Here is a 17,582-nt window from a genome sequence, read left to right on the forward strand (position 1 = left end):
ACGCTTATGAACCGACTCAAAAACGAATTTAACGCCCTGGTAAACCGGGGCGTTGATCGTCATTTACGCCTCGCGGTAACCGGGCTGAGCCGCAGCGGTAAAACCGCATTTATCACCGCGATGGTCAACCAGTTGTTGGGCATTCACACCGGTGCACGGCTGCCAATGCTTAGCGCCGCGCGTGAAGATCGTTTGCTTGGCGTTAAGCGCGTGCCGCAGCGCGATCTGGGCATTCAGCGTTTCACCTATGATGAAGGCATGGCGCAGCTTTTCGGCACGCCACCGGCCTGGCCGACGCCGACTCGTGGCGTAAGCGAAATGCGCCTTGCGTTACGCTACCGCTCCAACGATTCGCTGCTGCGCCACTTCAAAGACACGTCCACGCTTTACCTGGAGATTGTTGATTATCCGGGGGAGTGGCTGCTTGACCTGCCCATGCTGGCGCAGGATTACCTGAGCTGGTCGCGCCAGATGACAGGCCTGCTGCAGGGCCAGCGTGCCGAGTGGTCGGCGGAATGGCGTCGCCTTTGCGAGGGTTTAGATCCTCTCGCTCCCGCCGATGAAAACCGCCTGGCGGCGGTTGCCGAAGCGTGGACCGACTACCTGATGCGCTGCAAAAAAGAAGGGCTGCATTTTATTCAGCCGGGGCGCTTTGTCCTGCCCGGAGATATGGCGGGCGCGCCCGCGCTGCAGTTTTTCCCGTGGCCGGATGTGGATGCTTTTGGTGAGTCGAAGCTGGCCCAGGCGGATAAGGCCAGCAACATCGGCATGCTGCGCGCGCGTTTTGATTACTACTGTGAAAAGGTGGTGAAAGGGTTCTATAAGAATCACTTCCTGCGCTTCGACAGACAGATCGTGCTGGTGGATTGCCTGCAGCCGCTCAACAGCGGGCCCCAGGCGTTCAACGATATGCGCCTGGCGTTAACCCAACTAATGCAAAGCTTCCACTACGGGCAGCGCACGCTGTTCCGTCGCCTGTTTTCCCCGGTGATCGATAAGCTGCTGTTTGCCGCCACCAAAGCCGACCATGTCACGGTAGACCAGCACGCTAACATGGTTTCTCTCCTGCAACAGCTGGTGCAGGACGCCTGGCAAAACGCGGCCTTCGAAGGCATCAGCATGGACTGCATGGGGCTGGCCTCCGTGCAGGCAACGCAAAGCGGCATGGTGGACGTGCAGGGGGAGCAAATTCCGGCGCTGCGCGGCAATCGCCTGTGCGACGGTGCGCCGCTGACGGTGTATCCGGGGGAGGTGCCTTCGCGCCTGCCCGGCAATGCTTTCTGGCAAAATCAGGGCTTTCAGTTCGAACAGTTCCGGCCGCAGGTGATGGACGTTGACCGTCCGCTGCCGCACATCAGGCTGGACGCGGCGCTGGAATTTTTAATTGGAGATAAATTGCGATGAGCGATCCTATTAAACCGCGCATCGATTTTGCGCAGCCGCTGGAGGCGGAAAAAGAGCAGGACTGGAAAGCGGCACACGCGTTCAGTGAACCGGAAGCGCAAAAGTTTACCCCGATCACCACCAGCGTTGAAACGCTCGCCGACGAAGAAGGGCAGGCCGAGGCCGTTATTGAGGCTGCTTTAAGACCGAAACGCAGCCTGTGGCGCAAAATGGTGACAGCCGGACTGGCGCTGTTTGGCGTCAGCGTCGTGGCCCAGGGCGTACAGTGGACCCACAACGCTTTTGTGACTCAGGACTGGATCGCGCTTGGCGGCGGCCTTGCCGGGGGGCTTATCGTCGCGGCTGGCGTCGGCTCGATTGCCAGCGAATGGCGGCGGCTGTGGCGTTTGCGCCAGCGTGCCGAAGAGCGTGACGAGGCACGAGAACTGCTCGCCAGTCACAGCACGGGCAGAGGGCGGGCGTTCTGCGAAAAACTGGCCAGCCAGGCCGGGCTGGATAAAGGCCATCCGGCGCTGCAGCGCTGGTATGCCTCGATCCATGAAACCCACAACGACCGGGAAGTCGTGGCGCTTTATGCTCAGCTTGTTCAGCCGGTACTGGACGCTCAGGCCCGGCGTGAAATTAGCCGCTCTGCTGCCGAATCCACGCTGATGATCGCCGTCAGCCCGCTGGCGCTGGTGGACATGGCTTTTATTGCCTGGCGCAACCTGCGCCTGATCAACCGCATCGCCACGCTGTACGGTATCGAACTGGGCTATTTCAGCCGTATTCGCCTGTTCCGCCTGGTGCTGCTGAATATTGCTTTCGCCGGGGCGAGCGAGCTGGTGCGTGAAGTCGGCATGGACTGGATGTCGCAGGACATTGCCGCCAGACTTTCGGCTCGCGCCGCGCAGGGGATTGGGGCCGGGCTGTTAACTGCCCGCCTGGGCATTAAGGCGATGGAGCTCTGCCGTCCGCTGCCGTGGCTGGAGGATGACAAGCCCCGGCTGGGGGATTTCCGCAAACAGCTTCTGGTTCAGCTGAAAGAGACGCTGGCCTCCGGGAAAAACAAACCTACCAACTGAATTTGTATCATTGACCTAAAGGGCTGCTTCGGCTGCCCTTTGTTGTTTACAGCACACGTATAAATTTCGTGCTTGTTGACCAGTGGTTTGTCTTTTAGTGTCAACATTTCATGACAGGCATCTTCTTGCTAACGGCTAACTGCGTTATTATCCCTGCAACTCTATGAGGTCCTTCAGCCCGGCTGAAGATCGTATAGGCCGTTTTCCGTAACATAAGGTCACCTGCATGCGTCTGGAAGTCTTTTGTCAGGACCGCCTTGGTCTCACTCGTGAACTGCTCGATCTGTTAGTGCTGCGCGGTATTGATTTGCGCGGTATCGAAATTGACCCGATCGGGCGTATTTACCTTAATTTTTCCTCCCTTGATTTTGAATCTTTCAGCAGCCTGATGGCGGAAATTCGCCGCATCCCAGACGTTACCGACGTGCGTAAAGTGCCGTGGATGCCTTCCGAGCGCGAACATCGCGCCCTGAGTGCGCTACTTGAGGCGCTGCCGGAGCCGGTGCTGTCGCTGGATATGCGCAGCAAAGTTGAACTGGCCAATCCGGCAAGCTGCGCGCTGTTCGGGCAGAGCGAAGATCGTCTGCGTAACCATAATGCGGGCACGTTGATCAGCGGATTTAACTTTACCCGCTGGCTGGAGAGCGAACCGCACGACTCCCACACCGAACATGTTGTGATCCACGGGCAAAACTTCCTGCTGGAGATCACCCCGGTTCACCTGGACGGCGAAGATAATCAGCCGTTGCTGGTTGGCGCGGTGGTGATGCTGCGCTCTACCGTGCGCATGGGGCGCCAGCTGCAAAATCTCTCCAGCAGCGATTTCAGTGCCTTCGACCAGATTGTCGCCGTCAGCCAGAAAATGCGTCATGTGGTTGAGCAGGCGCGCAAACTGTCGCTGTTGAATGCCCCGTTGCTGATTGTGGGCGATACCGGTACGGGCAAAGATCTTTTGGCCAATGCCTGCCACCTGAGCAGCCCGCGAGCGCAAAAACCTTATCTGGCGCTGAACTGCGGCTCTATTCCTGACGACGTGATCGAAAGCGAACTGTTTGGTCACGCGGCCGGGGCTTATGCCAACGCCGTCGAAGGGAAAAAAGGCTTCTTTGAGCAGGCCAACGGTGGCTCTGTGCTGCTGGACGAAATCGGTGAAATGTCGCCGCGTATGCAGACCAAACTGCTGCGCTTCCTGAACGACGGCACGTTCCGTCGCGTCGGCGAAGAGCATGAGGTGCATGTTGATGTCCGCGTGATTTGCGCGACACAAAAAAATCTGGTGGAGCTGGTGCAGAAAGGCGAGTTCCGCGAGGATCTCTATTATCGCCTCAACGTCCTGACCCTGAACCTGCCGCCGCTGCGCGATCGCCCGCAGGACATCATGCCGCTGACGGAGCTGTTTGTGGCGCGCTTTGCCGACGAGCAGGGCGTACCGCGGCCTAAGCTGTCTCACGATTTAAGCAGCGTGCTGACCCGCTATGGCTGGCCGGGTAACGTGCGTCAGCTGAAAAACGCCATTTACCGCGCGTTAACTCAGCTGGAAGGCTACGAGCTGCGCCCTCAGGACATCCTGTTGCCGGACTTCGATTCGGCCAGCCTGGCCGTGGGGGAAGAGGCGATGGAAGGCTCGCTGGACGATATTACCAGCCGTTTTGAGCGTTCCGTGTTAACGCAGCTGTACCGCAGTTATCCAAGTACGCGTAAGCTGGCAAAACGGCTGGGTGTTTCCCATACCGCGATCGCCAACAAGCTGCGCGAATATGGCCTGAGCCAGAAGAAGGGCGAAGAGTAAAAACAAAAAACCCCGGAAATCCGGGGTTTTCTTTTCATACAGGTCTGAGGCTTAAGCCTTCAGCACGTCCAGTGCCGCAGCGTAATCCGGCTCGGTGGTGATTTCATTCACCAGCTCGCTGAAGATCACTTCATCGTTTTCATTGATAACCACTACCGCACGTGCGGTCAGGCCTTTCAGCGCGCCTTCGGCAATGCTGACGCCGTAGGTCTGCTGGAACTCAGGGTTACGCAGGGTGGAAAGGGTGACAACGTTGTTCAGGCCTTCAGCGCCGCAGAAACGGGACTGAGCGAACGGCAGGTCGGCAGAAATACACAGCACAACGGTGTTATCCAGCTCGGTAGCCAGCTGGTTGAATTTGCGCACGGACGCGGCACACACGCCGGTGTCGATGCTTGGGAAAATATTCAGCACTTTACGTTTGCCGGCAAACTGGCTCAGCGCAACGTCAGAAAGATCTTTCGCGACCAGAGAGAAGGCGGCGGCTTTGCTGCCTTTCTGTGGGATCTGACCTGCAACCTTGACCGGGTTGCCCTGGAAATGAACGGTTTGTGACATGTTTAATCTTCCTTTTACATAAAATTAACGCCGGGAACAGTGTATTCCAGGAAATCCGTGATGAACATAAAAAACTGAAAGTACATGCAAAAGCGTGGGCTCGCTATACTCAGGCGATAACCCCAAGGGAGACTGATGATGAGAACAGTGAAAGTTTACCAGGAAGCCTGGCCGCTCCATACGCCATTTGTAATCTCGCGTGGAACCCGCAGCGAGGCGGTTGTCGTGGTGGTCGAAATCGAACAGGACGGCATAAAAGGCGTCGGCGAATGCACGCCGTATCCACGCTATGGCGAAAGCGATGCTTCGGTGCTGGCCCAGGTCACCACGGTACTTTCACAGCTTGAGCGTGGCATGACGCGCGCTGAATTACAGCAGGCTCTTCCGCCTGGGGCGGCGCGGAACGCCATTGACAGCGCGCTTTGGGACCTTGAAGCCCGCCAGAAACACACCACGGTATCGGCCCTGAACGCCGTCGAATTGCCGGAAATGGTGACCACGGCGCAAACCGTTACGATTGCCGCCCCGGAACAAATGGCTGCCTCAGCGGCTTTGCTTTGGCAGAAGGGCGCCCGTCTGCTCAAGGTGAAACTGGACGATCGCCTTATCACCGAACGAATGGTGGCCATCCGGGCGGCGGTGCCGGAAGCCATTTTGATTGTGGATGCCAACGAGTCCTGGCGGAGCGATGGCCTGGCCGCCCGCTGCCAGCTGCTGGCCGATCTCAACGTGGCAATGCTGGAACAGCCGCTGCCGGCGGGGGATGATGATGCGCTGGCGAATTTTATTCACCCATTGCCTATTTGCGCCGACGAAAGCTGTCACACCCGTAGCAGCCTGCCAGCGCTTGCCGGACGCTACGATATGGTGAACGTTAAGCTCGATAAAACCGGGGGCTTAACTGAGGCATTATTGCTGGCTCAGGCCGCGCGGGAACAGGGTTTTGATGTCATGCTCGGCTGTATGCTCTGCACATCCCGCGCCATTGCCGCCGCTTTACCGCTGGCGGCTAAGGTGCGCTTTGCCGATCTCGATGGCCCCACCTGGCTTGCCGTCGACGTGGAGCCCTCGCTGCATTTTGAAACGGGAAAACTCTATCCCTAATGCTTATCTGTGCCAGTGCAAAAGGTCAGTCATCGCCCGCAGGTAGCGCTCGCTGGCCTCATCGGCTGAAATCGGTGGGAATTCAGCCGTAATGCACGGCAGGCCTAAATCGGCACACCAGCTGCCGAACGACCCCGGTGTTTCGTAGCCAACGCTGGTCACCAGCGGGAGCGCAAAGGCTTCAGCCAGCCAGTGCCCCAGCGCGGAGCTGTGCGGATCTTCAATACAGCCCAGCGGATCGTGAAAAGAGACTACCCAGGCGGGCTGCAGCTGATGAATAAGCTGGCATAACGCGGTGGTTTCTGATTCGGAGCCCGGCGTTTGCCCGGTAGAAAGCACCACGTCACGCTTGTCCGCGCTACTGTTCCAACGGTAAACGGTATCGCCAGCTTTCCAGTTGGCCGCCGGGAAGTTGCGGTTCAAATCGACGCCGTGCGCGTTGGCGCGCAGGCCAAGCTGGCAGCCGTCCGGGTTAACCGCCAGCACCACGTGGTGCCGCCTGAACTGAGGCTCAAGCGTTCTTAAGGCGCAGGAAAGCGCCACCATCGCGGCGTTTTCATCCCCGTGAGTACCGGCAATGATAAGTCCGCTGCGTTCTTCCGTTTGAGTGGCGGGGAAATAGAGCAACGGCGCACCTAGTACCGATTTGCCGTAGCGTTCACAGCCCGGCGGCAGGTGGCCGCGCTGGGGGCGAGGGCGGGTCGTGGGCATGATATTCCTCTCACTGAATAAAGCGGCTATTAACGTCATTAATAGCAATGTTTTAGGGAAAACTCACCTTAATCCGCAGATGTGAGCTTTTTCCTGGAATCAAAAGAATAAATTACGCTACAGTAACTTACACCAATCTCCTGAATGCAAAAACACGGAAGGAAAGCGATGAAAAAAAGCCTCAGTTTTAGCTGTTGTGCGTTGGCCGTGGCCGCCATGCTGCAAAGCGCCTGGGCGGCGGATGTTCCTGCGGGAACGAAGCTGGCGAGCAGTCAGGAGTTAGTCAGACATATTAAAGATGAACCTGCGAGCCTGGACCCAATCAAAGCGGTTGGTCTGCCGGAAATTCAGGTTATTCGCGATTTATTTGAAGGCCTGGTTAACCAAAACGAAAAGGGTGAGCTGGTGCCGGGTGTTGCCACCAAATGGCAAAGCAACGACAACCGCATCTGGACGTTTACACTTCGTGATAACGCCCGCTGGTCGGATGGAACGCCTGTCACCGCGCAGGATTTTGTTTACAGTTGGCAGCGGCTGGTTGACCCTAAAAATACCTCTTCGTTTGCCTGGTTTGCCGCGCTGGCGGGTATCACCAATGCGCAGGCGATTATCGACGGGAAAATGCCGGCTGATAAGCTCGGCGTTACTGCCGTAGATGCTAAAACGCTGCGCGTACAGCTTGATAAACCCGTGCCGTTCTTCCCAAGCCTGGCGGCAAACTTTGCCTTCTATCCCACGCCTAAAGCGGTTGTTGAAAAATTGGGTAATGAATGGACGAAACCCGGCAATCTCGTGGGCAACGGCGCATTTACGCTGCAGGACCGCGTGGTGAACGAGAAGCTGGTTGTGGTGCCGAATAAAAATTACTGGGACAACGGGAAAACGGTGCTGACCAAAGTGACCTTTATTCCTGTTAACCAGGAGTCGGCGGCCACCAAGCGTTACCTGGCCGGCGATATCGACATCACCGAATCTTTCCCGAAAAATCTCTACCAGAAACTGCTGAAGGACATTCCGGGGCAGGTTTACACGCCGCCGCAGCTTGGCACTTATTATTATGCGTTTAACACGCAAAAAGGGCCGACGGCGGATGCTCGCGTTCGCCTCGCCCTGAGTATGACCATCGACCGCCGCCTGATGGCTGAAAAAGTGTTGGGCACGGGAGAGAAACCGGCCTGGCGCTTTACGCCTGACGTTACCGCGGGCTTTAAGCCAGACCGCTCTCCGTTCGAAGACATGAGCCAGCAGGAGCTGAACGCCCAGGCGAAAATGCTGCTGCGTGCCGCCGGCTATGGCGATGCCAAACCGCTTAAACTGACGCTGCTGTACAACACTTCTGAAAACCACCAGAAGATAGCGATTGCCGTTGCGTCGATGTGGAAGAAAAATCTGGGCGTTGACGTGAAGCTGCAAAATCAGGAGTGGAAAACCTACATCGATAGCCGCAACACCGGCAATTTCGACGTCATTCGTGCGTCATGGGTCGGGGATTACAATGAACCTTCTACTTTCCTGTCGCTGCTAACGTCCACCCACAGCGGGAATATTTCACGCTTCAATTCCCCGGAATACGACAAGCTGCTGTCCCAGGCCGCGCAGGAAACTACCGACAAAGCGCGGAATGCGGATTACAACGCCGCCGAAAAAATCATTCAGGAAAAAGCGCCTATCGCGCCAATCTACCAGTACACCAACGGTCGCCTGATCAAACCGTGGCTGAAGGGCTATCCGATCAACAACCCGGAAGACGTGGCCTACAGCCGCACGATGTATATTATCAAACACTAAGTATGGCTAAAGTTTAATCAGAAAAAGTGCTACAATCGTCACCTCAGGCATAGCGATTGCGGAGGTGACGAGATGGCATCAGGTTGGGCCAATGACGGCGCCGTTCAGGAGCAAATCGACAGTACCGTGGACGACGCTGTGGCCAGAGCGCGCAGCGAGCTACCGAAGGGCGAAAGCCTCGAATACTGCGAAGAATGCGGCGAACGCATTCCGGAAGCACGGCGCAAAGCGATTCAGGGCGTGCGGTTGTGTATTCGCTGCCAGCAGGCGGAAGATGCGCGGCGGGCCACATTCTCAGGCTATAACCGCCGTGGCTCGAAAGACAGCCAGTTACGCTAGCAAGAGCCGGGCCATCGCCCGGTTTTTTTATGTCTCCGGTTAAGCTTTATTTACTCTTTTCTCTGCAAATTCAGCGCGTTTGATAACCTCTGGTGGTTGCCTTCGTTTCAGAGATGGCTAGACTGACAGAAAGAACTGATTCAGCTTGAGGATTGCGCAGTGGATGTAATTAAAGGCAGCGAGCTGCACGTGCCGGACGCGGTGTTTGCCTGGCAACTGGATGGCAGGGGCGGCGTCAGGCCTCTCGACAACAATGAAATTATCGACAGCGAGCATCCCTGCTGGCTACACCTGAATTACACCAACGCCGACAGCGCCGACTGGCTGGCCAACACGCCTCTGTTGCCGAACTATGTCAGGGAGGCGTTAGCCGGTGAAAGCATGCGTCCCCGCGTTTCTCGCGTGGGTGACGGCACGCTAATCACTCTGCGTTGCATCAACGGCAATACCGATGAACGCCCGGACCAGCTGGTAGCCGTGCGGCTCTACATTGACGAACGGCTGATTGTCTCAACCCGCAGGCGGCAGGTTCTTGCGCTGGATGATGTGGTGAACGACCTGAATGAAGGCACCGGCCCGACCGACTGTGGCAGCTGGCTGGTGGATGCCTGCGATGCGCTCACCGACCACGCCAGCGAATTTATCGAGCAAATGCACGATAAAATCATCGACCTTGAAGACAATTTGCTCGACCAGCAGGTGCCGCCTCGTGGGGCGCTGGCGTTGTTGCGTAAACAGCTGATTGTCATGCGGCGCTATATGTCTCCGCAACGTGACGTCTATGCGCGCCTCGCCAGCGAGCGGCTCAGCTGGATGAACGACGATCAGCGCCGCCGCATGCAGGATATTGCCGACAGGCTGGGCAGGGGGCTGGACGAAATCGACGCCTGCATCGCCCGCACCGGCGTGATGACTGATGAAATCTCCCAGGTCATGCAGGAATCCTTAAACCGCAGGACCTACACCATGTCGCTGATGGCGATGGTATTTTTACCCAGCACGTTTTTAACCGGGCTGTTTGGCGTGAACCTCGGCGGTATTCCCGGCGGAGGCTGGGCCTTCGGTTTTGCACTGTTCTGCATAATGTTGGTGGTTATGATTGGTGGTGTTGCCTGGTGGTTACATCGCAGTAAATGGCTGTAAAGTTGCGGGATTTGGAACGAGTTTGTGGGCGAAAACGGCGCTGTTATTGAGCAAAATCAAGAAACCGAAAGCCTTGCCGCGGCAAACTCTCTCTTGCAGGTGAATGCAACGTCAAGCGATGGGCGTTGCGCTCCATATTGTCTTACTTCCTTTTTTAGAATTACTGCATAGCACAATTGATTCATACCATGCCGACTTTCAAAGTCGGCTTTTTTTTGCCTGCAATTTGTGGACTATGCTTTAAAGGGCGATTCACCCACCCAGGAGATGACGATGCTGTATCGCAACAGCCTGATGATGAGCGACCCGGCTTTCCCCACCGAACCCGTGCCGGTACCCGACCCGCTTCCGCGGCCACAGCCCATACCCGATCCGCCGACCGACCCGGATCCAAGGCCGATAATCGACCCGCCGACACACCATTGAAGTTTTCCCTCTCCGGACGGAGAGGGAATGGGGATTATTTAATTTCCAGAATATCCAGACGCTGCAGCGGGGCGTCAGCGCTGTCTTCTTCCGGCTGCCAGCCGACGGGCTGCATAGGGATCTCTTCGCGATCGAACGCCAGGTCGCCCCCGTTCACCACTTCTGCACCGTGGGTAATGCCTGCAAAATCAAACAGCTCGGTATCGCAGAGATGTGATGGCACCATGTTCTGCATCGCGCTGAACATCGTCTCAATGCGGCCCGGGTAGCGTTTATCCCAGTCGCGCAGCATGTCGGCAATCACCTGGCGCTGCAGGTTCGGCTGCGAGCCGCACAGGTTGCACGGAATAATTGGGTATTCGCGGGCGATGGCAAAACGCTCAATGTCTTTCTCGCGGCAGTAGGCCAGCGGGCGGATAACAATATGTTTTCCGTCGTCGCTCATCAGCTTCGGTGGCATGCCCTTCATCTTGCCGCCATAGAACATGTTCAGGAACAGCGTTTGCAGAATATCGTCGCGATGGTGGCCCAGGGCGATTTTGGTACAGCCCAGCTCGGTGGCGGTGCGGTAAAGAATGCCGCGACGCAGGCGCGAACACAGAGAACAGGTGGTTTTGCCTTCCGGGATCTTTTCTTTCACGATGCCGTAGGTGTTCTCTTCCACAATCTTGTATTCAACGCCGATGCTTTCCAGGTAGGCAGGCAGCACGTGCTCAGGAAACCCCGGCTGTTTCTGGTCGAGATTTACCGCCACGAGACTAAAGCTGATTGGCGCGCTTTGCTGCAGGTTACGCAGGATTTCCAGCATGGTGTAGCTATCTTTGCCGCCGGAAAGGCAAACCATGATGCGGTCGCCGTCTTCAATCATGTTGTAATCGGCAATCGCTTCACCCACGTTGCGGCGCAGGCGCTTCTGTAACTTGTTCAGGTTGTACTGTTCTTTTTTTGTAGCTTCTTGATTCGATTGCATTATTTACTGTCTCTGAAACCAAAAGGGGCCTATAAGGGGCAAACTTTTTCAAAGCGCCAGCTTACTGTGAAGCCTATTCACCTGGTCGCCGCTCAGTTCTTCAATCCATGCAGCATAGACTTCATAAACCATCTGCGCGTTTTCATGCCCCATCTGACTTGCAATAAAAGAGGGATTCGCACCGGCCGACAATAACCAGCATGCGTAAGTGTGGCGTGTATGGTACGGATTCCGGCGGCGAATTCCAGCACGTTTTACAGCTGCGCCCCAACGGTCACCAATGCTCGACACGTTGTCATACGGTTTTTGTTCGCCCTTATGCATGAGCGGCATAAAAACGAAGCTGCCAGCTTTAAACAGATCAGAAGAAAGCTCAAGCGCCATGCCATGGCGATTGAGGGTAACTGGTGTGAGCCACTTTGAGACAACTACCCTGGGGGCGGGACCACCCGCTGCGATTAACAAGCACTACCGCCAGACAAGAAGCGAGCGGACCCGCCTCGGAGTTTTTTTGTTTTCTGTTGATCAAAAATACATCGGTATTTTACTGATTAAATAGAATGATGTGTATTGCTTGATAGATAATACAAACGCGCTGTGCTGTATTTGAACACAGCGCTTTATAATCTAAAACGCAGTTTTGCTGAATCTTTTCTGAAGCAATTCCTTCCCATACCTTCTTGCCGGTGTTTCCAGAATTCGGAACGATGATTCAGCAATCAGGCATGTCAACAGCAATCCAAAAAATAACATTCTGAATGTATCACTGCCATTGAGTTCTCTATGGAATATGTTTTGAATGGTCTCAGATACAAAGTAAAAGCAGGGTACATGGCACAAATAGATACTATAAGATCTAGAGCCAATCCATAATGCAATAGTGTTGTTTTTAATGTATTTAAATAACAAGCCATCATTGTAAGATGCGATGAAAACCATCAGCGCACTTACTATCGCCATTGCGCTCAAGTTATATACAAAACCATGGCCGTGGGTAATAAATGCAAGAGATAAAATCAACGCCATTGAAACTACCATACTAGCAAGTTTGTTGTGTAAAAATGCGGGTTTTATACGATTATAAAATTGTGAATTGCTGGCTATGGCGATTAAACAGCCCCAGGCGATGGAATCCGTTCTAATCATCCACGGAAGTGAAAACATTGGTCTAATCAAAGGTGCTTGAATTAAAATCAGAGCTATAAGGAAGACAGGTGTTTTGTTTCTGAGGGCTAAGACGAGTAAGGGCATTAATATATAAAACTGCTCTTCCAGTGACAGAGACCAGTATATTGAGTTCTTCCCACACTCAAATGCTCCAGTAGAACATAAATGATATCTAAAGTTAGAAAGCTGAAAAAGCTGAGTGATTATATCAGCAAAATTAGCAGATGGGGAACCATATGCTCCGTGGTTGTTATAAGAAAGGCTTAAGATAAATGTTAATGTTATGAAGAACAAAGAGGCAGGGAGTAATCTGAAAGCTCGTTTTATCCAGAACGTCTTCAATACATTTATTTTCACTCCGTCACTGCTAGAGAGTAATTTATTGTAGATGCTTTTCGTTATGACAAAACCAGAAACACAGAAGAATAGATCAACCCCACCCCAATACTGAAAATTACTATTCATTAATGAAACCCATGAAGGGTTCCAGGTTAAAAAAACGTTTAAATGAGCCATTATTACAAATATAATTCCCACGGCCCTTAATATTTCTATTTCATTGTTTTTTTGCATGATGAGGATTTACAGTATCAACTAATTGACCGTAATCATAACATGCTCTTCCGCAATGAAGTGTTTCTTGAACGCAAAATAGATGATTTTATTTTTTGTGATCGGTTTAAAGCAATAATTGGTGAACGATCCCCTTTATTTTTATAAGGAGAAGGGCATTAAAAAGGAGGTTCCGGGTACTTGGTTGGGATTGTTTTTGCGATTTAATTGTCTGAAAAATAAATAAAATTTAAAAATCAGAGGATTTAAGAACAAAAGGCTAACTTGTTTAGGTTGTACTGTTTTTTTTGAGCGGTCATGAAAGTCTCGGGCTCTGAATCCAACACGCGCAGCGTGTCATGCCGGCGCGTAGGGTACGGATTGCGGCGGCGAATGCCAGCAGGATTTACGGTCATGCCACCTCCATCGACTATGCTTTACCAGGTTACCGAACATTCATAGCAGCAAGGAGTGAGGTTTATGACATTCGTAAAGACGAAAGATGGCGTCAATATCTTTTATAAAGACTGGGGGCCGAAAACGGCGCAACCGATTGTTTTTCATCACGGCTGGCCGCTCAGCGCCGATGACTGGGATAACCAGATGCTGTTTTTCTTAGGCGAAGGCTTCCGGGTTATCGCGTTCGACAGACGCGGGCATGGCCGTTCTGACCAGGTCAGCGACGGGCACGATATGGACCATTATGCGGCAGATGCCTCGGCGGTGGTGGAACATCTGGATCTTAAAAATGCCGTGCACGTCGGCCACTCAACCGGCGGTGGGCAAGTAGCTCGCTATGTCGCCCAATACGGGCAGCCTCAGGGGCGCGTTGCGAAAGCCGTTTTAGTCAGTGCCGTTCCGCCGCTGATGGTGAAAACGGCGAGTAATCCGGGCGGAACGCCGCTCGAGGTGTTTGACGGCTTCCGTAAGGCGCTGGCGGCAAATCGTGCGCAGTTTTACCTTGATGTTGCCTCAGGCCCGTTCTACGGCTTTAACCGCCAGGGCGCCGATGTTTCTGAGGGGAGTGTTCGGAACTGGTGGCGGCAGGGCATGGCCGGCAGCGCGAAGGCCCACTATGAAGGGATCAAAGCGTTTTCAGAAACCGACCAGACCGACGATCTGAAAGCCATCACCGTGCCGGTTCTGGTTCTGCAGGGCGATGACGACCAGGTTGTGCCGTACAAAAATGCGGCTATTCTGCAGGATAAACTGCTCAGCAACAGCACGCTGCACATCTACCCCGGCTATCCTCACGGGATGCATACCACGCATGCCGATACCATCAATGCGGATATCCTGAAATTTATCCGCAGCTGATAGCGCTGTTATCAGGGGAGGCCGAAAGCTTCCCCTTCTTATTTCCCCGCTTATGCCTCGGATGCCAAAGATGACAAGGCCGCCATCGCCGACTCGGTATCTTTATGGGCCACGAAAATATGGTCGTGATAATACCCAGCCACCACGTTACAGCTGATACCTTTTTTCGCCAGCGCGCGTGAAAATGCGGCGGTAAGGCCAACGGCAGCGAGGGATGAGTGAATCTTCAGGGTGATCCAACTGGCGACGTAGTCGTAGCTTACGGCATGTTTATCAGCCAGATCCTGAGGCAGGACCAGGGTGACGCCTTCAGCCTCGCGGACGGTCACAATGGCGGCATCTTTTAATTCCGCAGAAGGTGAGGCTAAAGTGCAAAAAACATATTTACCCAGGTTAAGCTCCGGGGCAGCATTGCTCAGTAGGATTGCCAGGTTATTCTCGCCAGCCATTTATCCGTCTCCTTTTCATTGATTGAGGACGAATTAAATAGCGTTTGAGCGATAAATAAAAATTAAAAAATATGCTGTTGCATTAGGTGCGCTAATGATGAGGCGGCGCGCCTTTGACGCACCGCCCGCGCTTATTTCCCGGTCAGCATCTGCCAGAGAAACTCTTCGATCATGGCCTGGTGGGCCGCCGTCTGGCTATTTTCCGGCGCGCTGCCGTGGCCGGCATCCGTTTCCTCATACAGCCAGACGTTGTCGTGCCCTTGTTGCTGCATCCGCGCCACCATCCGACGCGCGTGGGCCGGGCTAACCCTGTCATCCTGGGTGCCGGTGGTGAACAGCGTGGGGGGATAATTCACATCGGCGGACACTTTGTCGAACGGAGAATAACGCTGCAGCCACTCTCGTTCTTCGGCAATGTCCGGGTCGCCATACTCGGCAATCCAGGAGGCTCCCGCGAGCCAGCGGGGATAGTTCAGCATATCCAGCAGCGGGACTTCGCACACCAGCGCGCCAAATAATTCTGGGTAGTCGGTGAGCATATTACCGATCAACAGGCCGCCGTTGCTCCCACCCTGAGCGGCAAGCTTCGCGGCACAGGTCACTTTCCGCGCCGCCAGATCGCTTGCGACAGCGGTAAAATCTTCCCAGGCACGATGACGATGCTGTTTGAGCGCAGCCTGGTGCCAGCCGGGGCCGTATTCACCGCCACCTCGAATATTCGCGACGACGTAAACCCCGCCTTTTTGCAGCCACGTCGCGCCTTTTGAGTCCAGATAATGCGGTGTTAAAGAAACCTCAAATCCACCGTAACCGTACAGCAGCGTCGGATTATCACCGGACAGCGCCAGTGCTTTGGCGGCCACCTGGAAGTAGGGGACGCGGGTGCCATCCAGTGAAAGGGCAAAGTGCTGGGTCACGCTAAATTCTCCCGCGTCAAAGCAGGTTGGATCCTGTTTCACGAGGCTTAGCGTGTCGTCGTCCAGATCGCCATAGCTGAGGCTGTGGGGCTGCAGGAAACCGTGGCTGACCAGCCGGTAGCGGTTACTTTCATCGTCGATGCCGCCGGCGGAAACGTTGGTAAAATCGGGCAGCTCAAGCGTTTTTATGCAGTGCCGCTGGCCGCCGTCGATTTTCACAAATTCGACCTTCTCAACGGCGTCCTGGCTCAGGTTCAGCAGAAGGTAATCGCGGGTTGAGCTGTAGCCTTGCAGCGTCGTGCGCGAATTTGGCGTGAAGAGCGAAATGAAATTGCGCTCACCTCGCTGAAAATCAGCTAAATCAATAGCCAGCAGAGCGCCTGCAGGCCAGGTTGTCTCAGCGATTGTCCAGTCGGAAGTCAGCGTCACCAGCAGCCAGTCTTTGAAAAATCCGCAGGAGGCATCTTCCGGAATGGCGATAAGCGTCAGGGTATTCTGGCCGGTCAAAAGCCAGGTTTGCCCGTGGTAAAAGTCTTTGCTGCAGTGCACCACATCCCGCTCAAAACCGGGGGTATCATCATGCCAGGCGGAAACGGCCATGTCCGTTGCTTCACCGGCGTAGATCAGCGGCGCATCCTGCGGTGATGTCCCTCGAGTCCAGCGATAGACGCGACGTGGATAGCCGGAGGTGGTGAGCGTATCATCCCCTGCATCGAGCGCCAGCAGCAGCGTGTTTTCATCCAGCCAACTGACCGAACTTTTGCTTTCCGGCAGGAAAAAACCCTCGGGGATAAACGTTTTATTTATCAGATCAAATTCACGAATTTCACAGGCATCGCCGCCGCTGGATAAAAATATCAGCGCCCGGGAATAGTCCGGGTGGAGGAGATCGGCGCCGTGATAGCTCCAGTTCGCGTCCTCCTCTTCGTTCAGGCGATCGACATCCAGCACCGTTTCCCATTCTGGCTCGGCGGTAAAATAAGAGCTTTCGGTGGTGCGGCGCCAGATGCCGCGAGGGTGTTCGTCATCCTGCCAGAAGTTATACACCGCGTTGCGGTAGTGGCTCCCCCAGGGAATGTTGGTTTTATCGTCCAGCGACTGCAGGATCGCGCCCCGCATCTGCTGGAAGCGCTCTCCCGTGGCAAACCTGTCCGTGGTGCGCTTATTTTGTTTTTCCACCCAGCTTAGCGCCGCGGCATCTTCCGGGGTTTCGAGCTGGCTAAGCAAATCCTGACTCACTGGCTGTGTCATCACGCGTCCTTTTGTTGGGTAACGGGCCTGCAATCGACCATATCATTATGCTTATGCCCATTACACCTGAAGGCTTTTGTGGTTTCTGCCAGCATGCTCGAATTTTTTCGTTTGCAAAACGAAGGGCTTAGCAAAAGTACGTGTTTTCTTACTTGAAGTGTCTTTTTTACCTGATACTGTATATTTAAACAGTATTTGTATTGGCGGTATCATGAACCTTCTCAAACCTGCGGCCTGTTGCCCGGACGCTTCCTTTCCTCTCTTTGCTGACCTGGTCCAGTGCGGGTTTCCGTCACCGGCTCAGGACTATGTTGAGCAACGTATCGATCTTAATAAGCTGCTGGTGCGCAATCCCGGCGCGACCTATTTCGTAAAGGCGGCGGGGGATTCGATGGTAGAAGGGGGAATTGGCGAAGGGGATTTGCTGATTGTGGACAGCTCAAGAACCGCGTCACAGGGCGATATTGTGATTGCGGCGATTGACGGGGCGTTCACCGTGAAGCGCCTGCAGCTTCGCCCCACGGTGATGCTACTGCCGATGAACAGCGCCTGGGCACCGATTCCCGTCACCGATGAGGCCGAACTCGATATTTTTGGCATCGTCACTTTTATCATCAAAGCGGCGGGCTAAAC

16 protein-coding genes and 1 pseudogene are annotated in these 17,582 nt (G+C 54.5%); 10 read left to right on the forward strand and 7 right to left on the reverse strand.

Annotation, left to right across the window (positions count from 1 at the left end; translation table 11 throughout):
• Window positions 1-6 precede the first annotated feature (6 nt).
• The 3 genes from F3J28_RS05335 (at window position 7) to tyrR (ending at window position 4,257) form a co-directional block, all read left to right on the forward strand.
• Entirely contained in the window at window positions 7-1,404 is a 1,398-nt protein-coding gene (locus tag F3J28_RS05335; protein ID WP_166873449.1) for a YcjX family GTP-binding protein, read from the forward strand.
• On the forward strand, window positions 1,401-2,468 hold the full coding sequence (locus F3J28_RS05340; protein ID WP_166873452.1) for a YcjF family protein: 1,068 nt from the start codon (window positions 1,401-1,403) through the stop codon (window positions 2,466-2,468). The genes F3J28_RS05335 and F3J28_RS05340 overlap by 4 nt, the downstream gene beginning before the upstream one ends.
• 226 nt (window positions 2,469-2,694) lie before the next feature.
• Window positions 2,695-4,257, forward strand: coding sequence for a transcriptional regulator TyrR (gene tyrR, locus F3J28_RS05345; protein WP_008461360.1), 1,563 nt, complete (start codon window positions 2,695-2,697; stop codon window positions 4,255-4,257).
• A gap of 51 nt (window positions 4,258-4,308) precedes the next feature.
• Here tyrR and tpx read toward each other — a convergent pair whose 3' ends face one another.
• The gene (tpx, locus tag F3J28_RS05350) at window positions 4,309-4,815 is read right to left on the reverse strand and encodes a thiol peroxidase (RefSeq protein ID WP_008461361.1); all 507 of its coding nucleotides are present in this window, start codon (window positions 4,813-4,815) and stop codon (window positions 4,309-4,311) included.
• A gap of 138 nt (window positions 4,816-4,953) precedes the next feature.
• Between tpx and ycjG the strand changes: the two genes are divergently transcribed.
• Window positions 4,954-5,919: an L-Ala-D/L-Glu epimerase gene (gene ycjG, locus F3J28_RS05355; protein ID WP_166874448.1), complete on the forward strand. Its 966-nt coding sequence runs from the start codon at window positions 4,954-4,956 to the stop codon at window positions 5,917-5,919.
• 3 nt (window positions 5,920-5,922) lie between these two features.
• Here ycjG and mpaA read toward each other — a convergent pair whose 3' ends face one another.
• Window positions 5,923-6,630, reverse strand: a complete 708-nt coding sequence (mpaA, locus tag F3J28_RS05360) for a murein tripeptide amidase MpaA (protein WP_166873455.1) — start codon at window positions 6,628-6,630, stop codon at window positions 5,923-5,925.
• Between the two features lie 168 nt (window positions 6,631-6,798).
• On the opposite strand from mpaA, the gene F3J28_RS05365 reads away from it, so the two are divergent.
• From F3J28_RS05365 to ynaL, 4 genes are all read left to right on the forward strand, one after another.
• Window positions 6,799-8,418, forward strand: a complete 1,620-nt coding sequence (locus F3J28_RS05365; RefSeq protein WP_008461365.1) for a peptide ABC transporter substrate-binding protein — start codon at window positions 6,799-6,801, stop codon at window positions 8,416-8,418.
• A 72-nt stretch (window positions 8,419-8,490) separates the two neighbouring features.
• A complete protein-coding gene (locus F3J28_RS05370; RefSeq protein ID WP_166873458.1) occupies window positions 8,491-8,757 on the forward strand; it encodes a DksA/TraR family C4-type zinc finger protein in 267 nt (88 codons plus the stop codon).
• A gap of 159 nt (window positions 8,758-8,916) precedes the next feature.
• A complete protein-coding gene (gene zntB, locus F3J28_RS05375; RefSeq protein ID WP_008461367.1) occupies window positions 8,917-9,900 on the forward strand; it encodes a zinc transporter ZntB in 984 nt (327 codons plus the stop codon).
• Window positions 9,901-10,167: 267 nt separating this feature from the next.
• Entirely contained in the window at window positions 10,168-10,326 is a 159-nt protein-coding gene (gene ynaL / locus F3J28_RS22600) for a proline-rich small protein YnaL (RefSeq protein WP_269320697.1), read from the forward strand.
• Between the two features lie 34 nt (window positions 10,327-10,360).
• Here ynaL and ttcA read toward each other — a convergent pair whose 3' ends face one another.
• From ttcA to F3J28_RS05390, 3 genes and pseudogenes are all read right to left on the reverse strand, one after another.
• Window positions 10,361-11,296, reverse strand: coding sequence for a tRNA 2-thiocytidine(32) synthetase TtcA (ttcA, locus tag F3J28_RS05380; protein ID WP_166873461.1), 936 nt, complete (start codon window positions 11,294-11,296; stop codon window positions 10,361-10,363).
• A gap of 48 nt (window positions 11,297-11,344) precedes the next feature.
• Window positions 11,345-11,638 (reverse strand): annotated as a pseudogene (locus F3J28_RS05385) (tyrosine-type recombinase/integrase); the annotation flags it as partial.
• A gap of 285 nt (window positions 11,639-11,923) precedes the next feature.
• A complete protein-coding gene (locus F3J28_RS05390) occupies window positions 11,924-13,036 on the reverse strand; it encodes an acyltransferase family protein (protein WP_166873463.1) in 1,113 nt (370 codons plus the stop codon).
• 459 nt (window positions 13,037-13,495) lie between these two features.
• Here F3J28_RS05390 and F3J28_RS05395 point away from each other — a divergent pair, with 459 nt between their 5' ends.
• The gene (locus F3J28_RS05395) at window positions 13,496-14,332 is read left to right on the forward strand and encodes an alpha/beta fold hydrolase (RefSeq protein WP_008461370.1); all 837 of its coding nucleotides are present in this window, start codon (window positions 13,496-13,498) and stop codon (window positions 14,330-14,332) included.
• Between the two features lie 50 nt (window positions 14,333-14,382).
• On the opposite strand, the gene F3J28_RS05400 is transcribed toward F3J28_RS05395, so the two are convergent.
• Both F3J28_RS05400 and F3J28_RS05405 read right to left on the reverse strand, forming a co-directional pair.
• Window positions 14,383-14,781, reverse strand: a complete 399-nt coding sequence (locus tag F3J28_RS05400; RefSeq protein WP_166873466.1) for an ACT domain-containing protein — start codon at window positions 14,779-14,781, stop codon at window positions 14,383-14,385.
• Between the two features lie 131 nt (window positions 14,782-14,912).
• On the reverse strand, window positions 14,913-16,949 hold the full coding sequence (locus F3J28_RS05405) for a prolyl oligopeptidase family serine peptidase (protein ID WP_166873469.1): 2,037 nt from the start codon (window positions 16,947-16,949) through the stop codon (window positions 14,913-14,915).
• Window positions 16,950-17,160: 211 nt separating this feature from the next.
• Between F3J28_RS05405 and umuD the strand changes: the two genes are divergently transcribed.
• Window positions 17,161-17,580: a translesion error-prone DNA polymerase V autoproteolytic subunit gene (gene umuD / locus F3J28_RS05410; protein ID WP_039293957.1), complete on the forward strand. Its 420-nt coding sequence runs from the start codon at window positions 17,161-17,163 to the stop codon at window positions 17,578-17,580.
• The last annotated feature ends 2 nt before the right edge of the window (window positions 17,581-17,582 follow it).

The sequence above is a fragment of the Enterobacter sp. Ap-1006 genome, from assembly GCF_011752835.1.
In the GTDB taxonomy this organism is placed as follows: Bacteria; Pseudomonadota; Gammaproteobacteria; order Enterobacterales; family Enterobacteriaceae; genus Cedecea.

Excerpts from the sequence above, each read along its gene's own strand:
- F3J28_RS05335 (WP_166873449.1), top strand. The coding sequence starts at position 7 with ATGAACCGACTCAAAAACGAATTTAACGCCCTGGTAAACCGGGGCGTT.
- F3J28_RS05340 (WP_166873452.1), top strand. The coding sequence starts at position 1,401 with ATGAGCGATCCTATTAAACCGCGCATCGATTTTGCGCAGCCGCTGGAG.
- tyrR (WP_008461360.1), top strand. The coding sequence starts at position 2,695 with ATGCGTCTGGAAGTCTTTTGTCAGGACCGCCTTGGTCTCACTCGTGAA.
- tpx (WP_008461361.1), bottom strand. The coding sequence starts at position 4,815 with ATGTCACAAACCGTTCATTTCCAGGGCAACCCGGTCAAGGTTGCAGGT.
- ycjG (WP_166874448.1), top strand. The coding sequence starts at position 4,954 with ATGAGAACAGTGAAAGTTTACCAGGAAGCCTGGCCGCTCCATACGCCA.
- mpaA (WP_166873455.1), bottom strand. The coding sequence starts at position 6,630 with ATGCCCACGACCCGCCCTCGCCCCCAGCGCGGCCACCTGCCGCCGGGC.
- F3J28_RS05365 (WP_008461365.1), top strand. The coding sequence starts at position 6,799 with ATGAAAAAAAGCCTCAGTTTTAGCTGTTGTGCGTTGGCCGTGGCCGCC.
- F3J28_RS05370 (WP_166873458.1), top strand. The coding sequence starts at position 8,491 with ATGGCATCAGGTTGGGCCAATGACGGCGCCGTTCAGGAGCAAATCGAC.
- ynaL (WP_269320697.1), top strand. The coding sequence starts at position 10,168 with ATGACGATGCTGTATCGCAACAGCCTGATGATGAGCGACCCGGCTTTC.
- ttcA (WP_166873461.1), bottom strand. The coding sequence starts at position 11,296 with ATGCAATCGAATCAAGAAGCTACAAAAAAAGAACAGTACAACCTGAAC.
- F3J28_RS05390 (WP_166873463.1), bottom strand. The coding sequence starts at position 13,036 with ATGCAAAAAAACAATGAAATAGAAATATTAAGGGCCGTGGGAATTATA.
- F3J28_RS05395 (WP_008461370.1), top strand. The coding sequence starts at position 13,496 with ATGACATTCGTAAAGACGAAAGATGGCGTCAATATCTTTTATAAAGAC.
- F3J28_RS05400 (WP_166873466.1), bottom strand. The coding sequence starts at position 14,781 with ATGGCTGGCGAGAATAACCTGGCAATCCTACTGAGCAATGCTGCCCCG.
- F3J28_RS05405 (WP_166873469.1), bottom strand. The coding sequence starts at position 16,949 with ATGACACAGCCAGTGAGTCAGGATTTGCTTAGCCAGCTCGAAACCCCG.
- umuD (WP_039293957.1), top strand. The coding sequence starts at position 17,161 with ATGAACCTTCTCAAACCTGCGGCCTGTTGCCCGGACGCTTCCTTTCCT.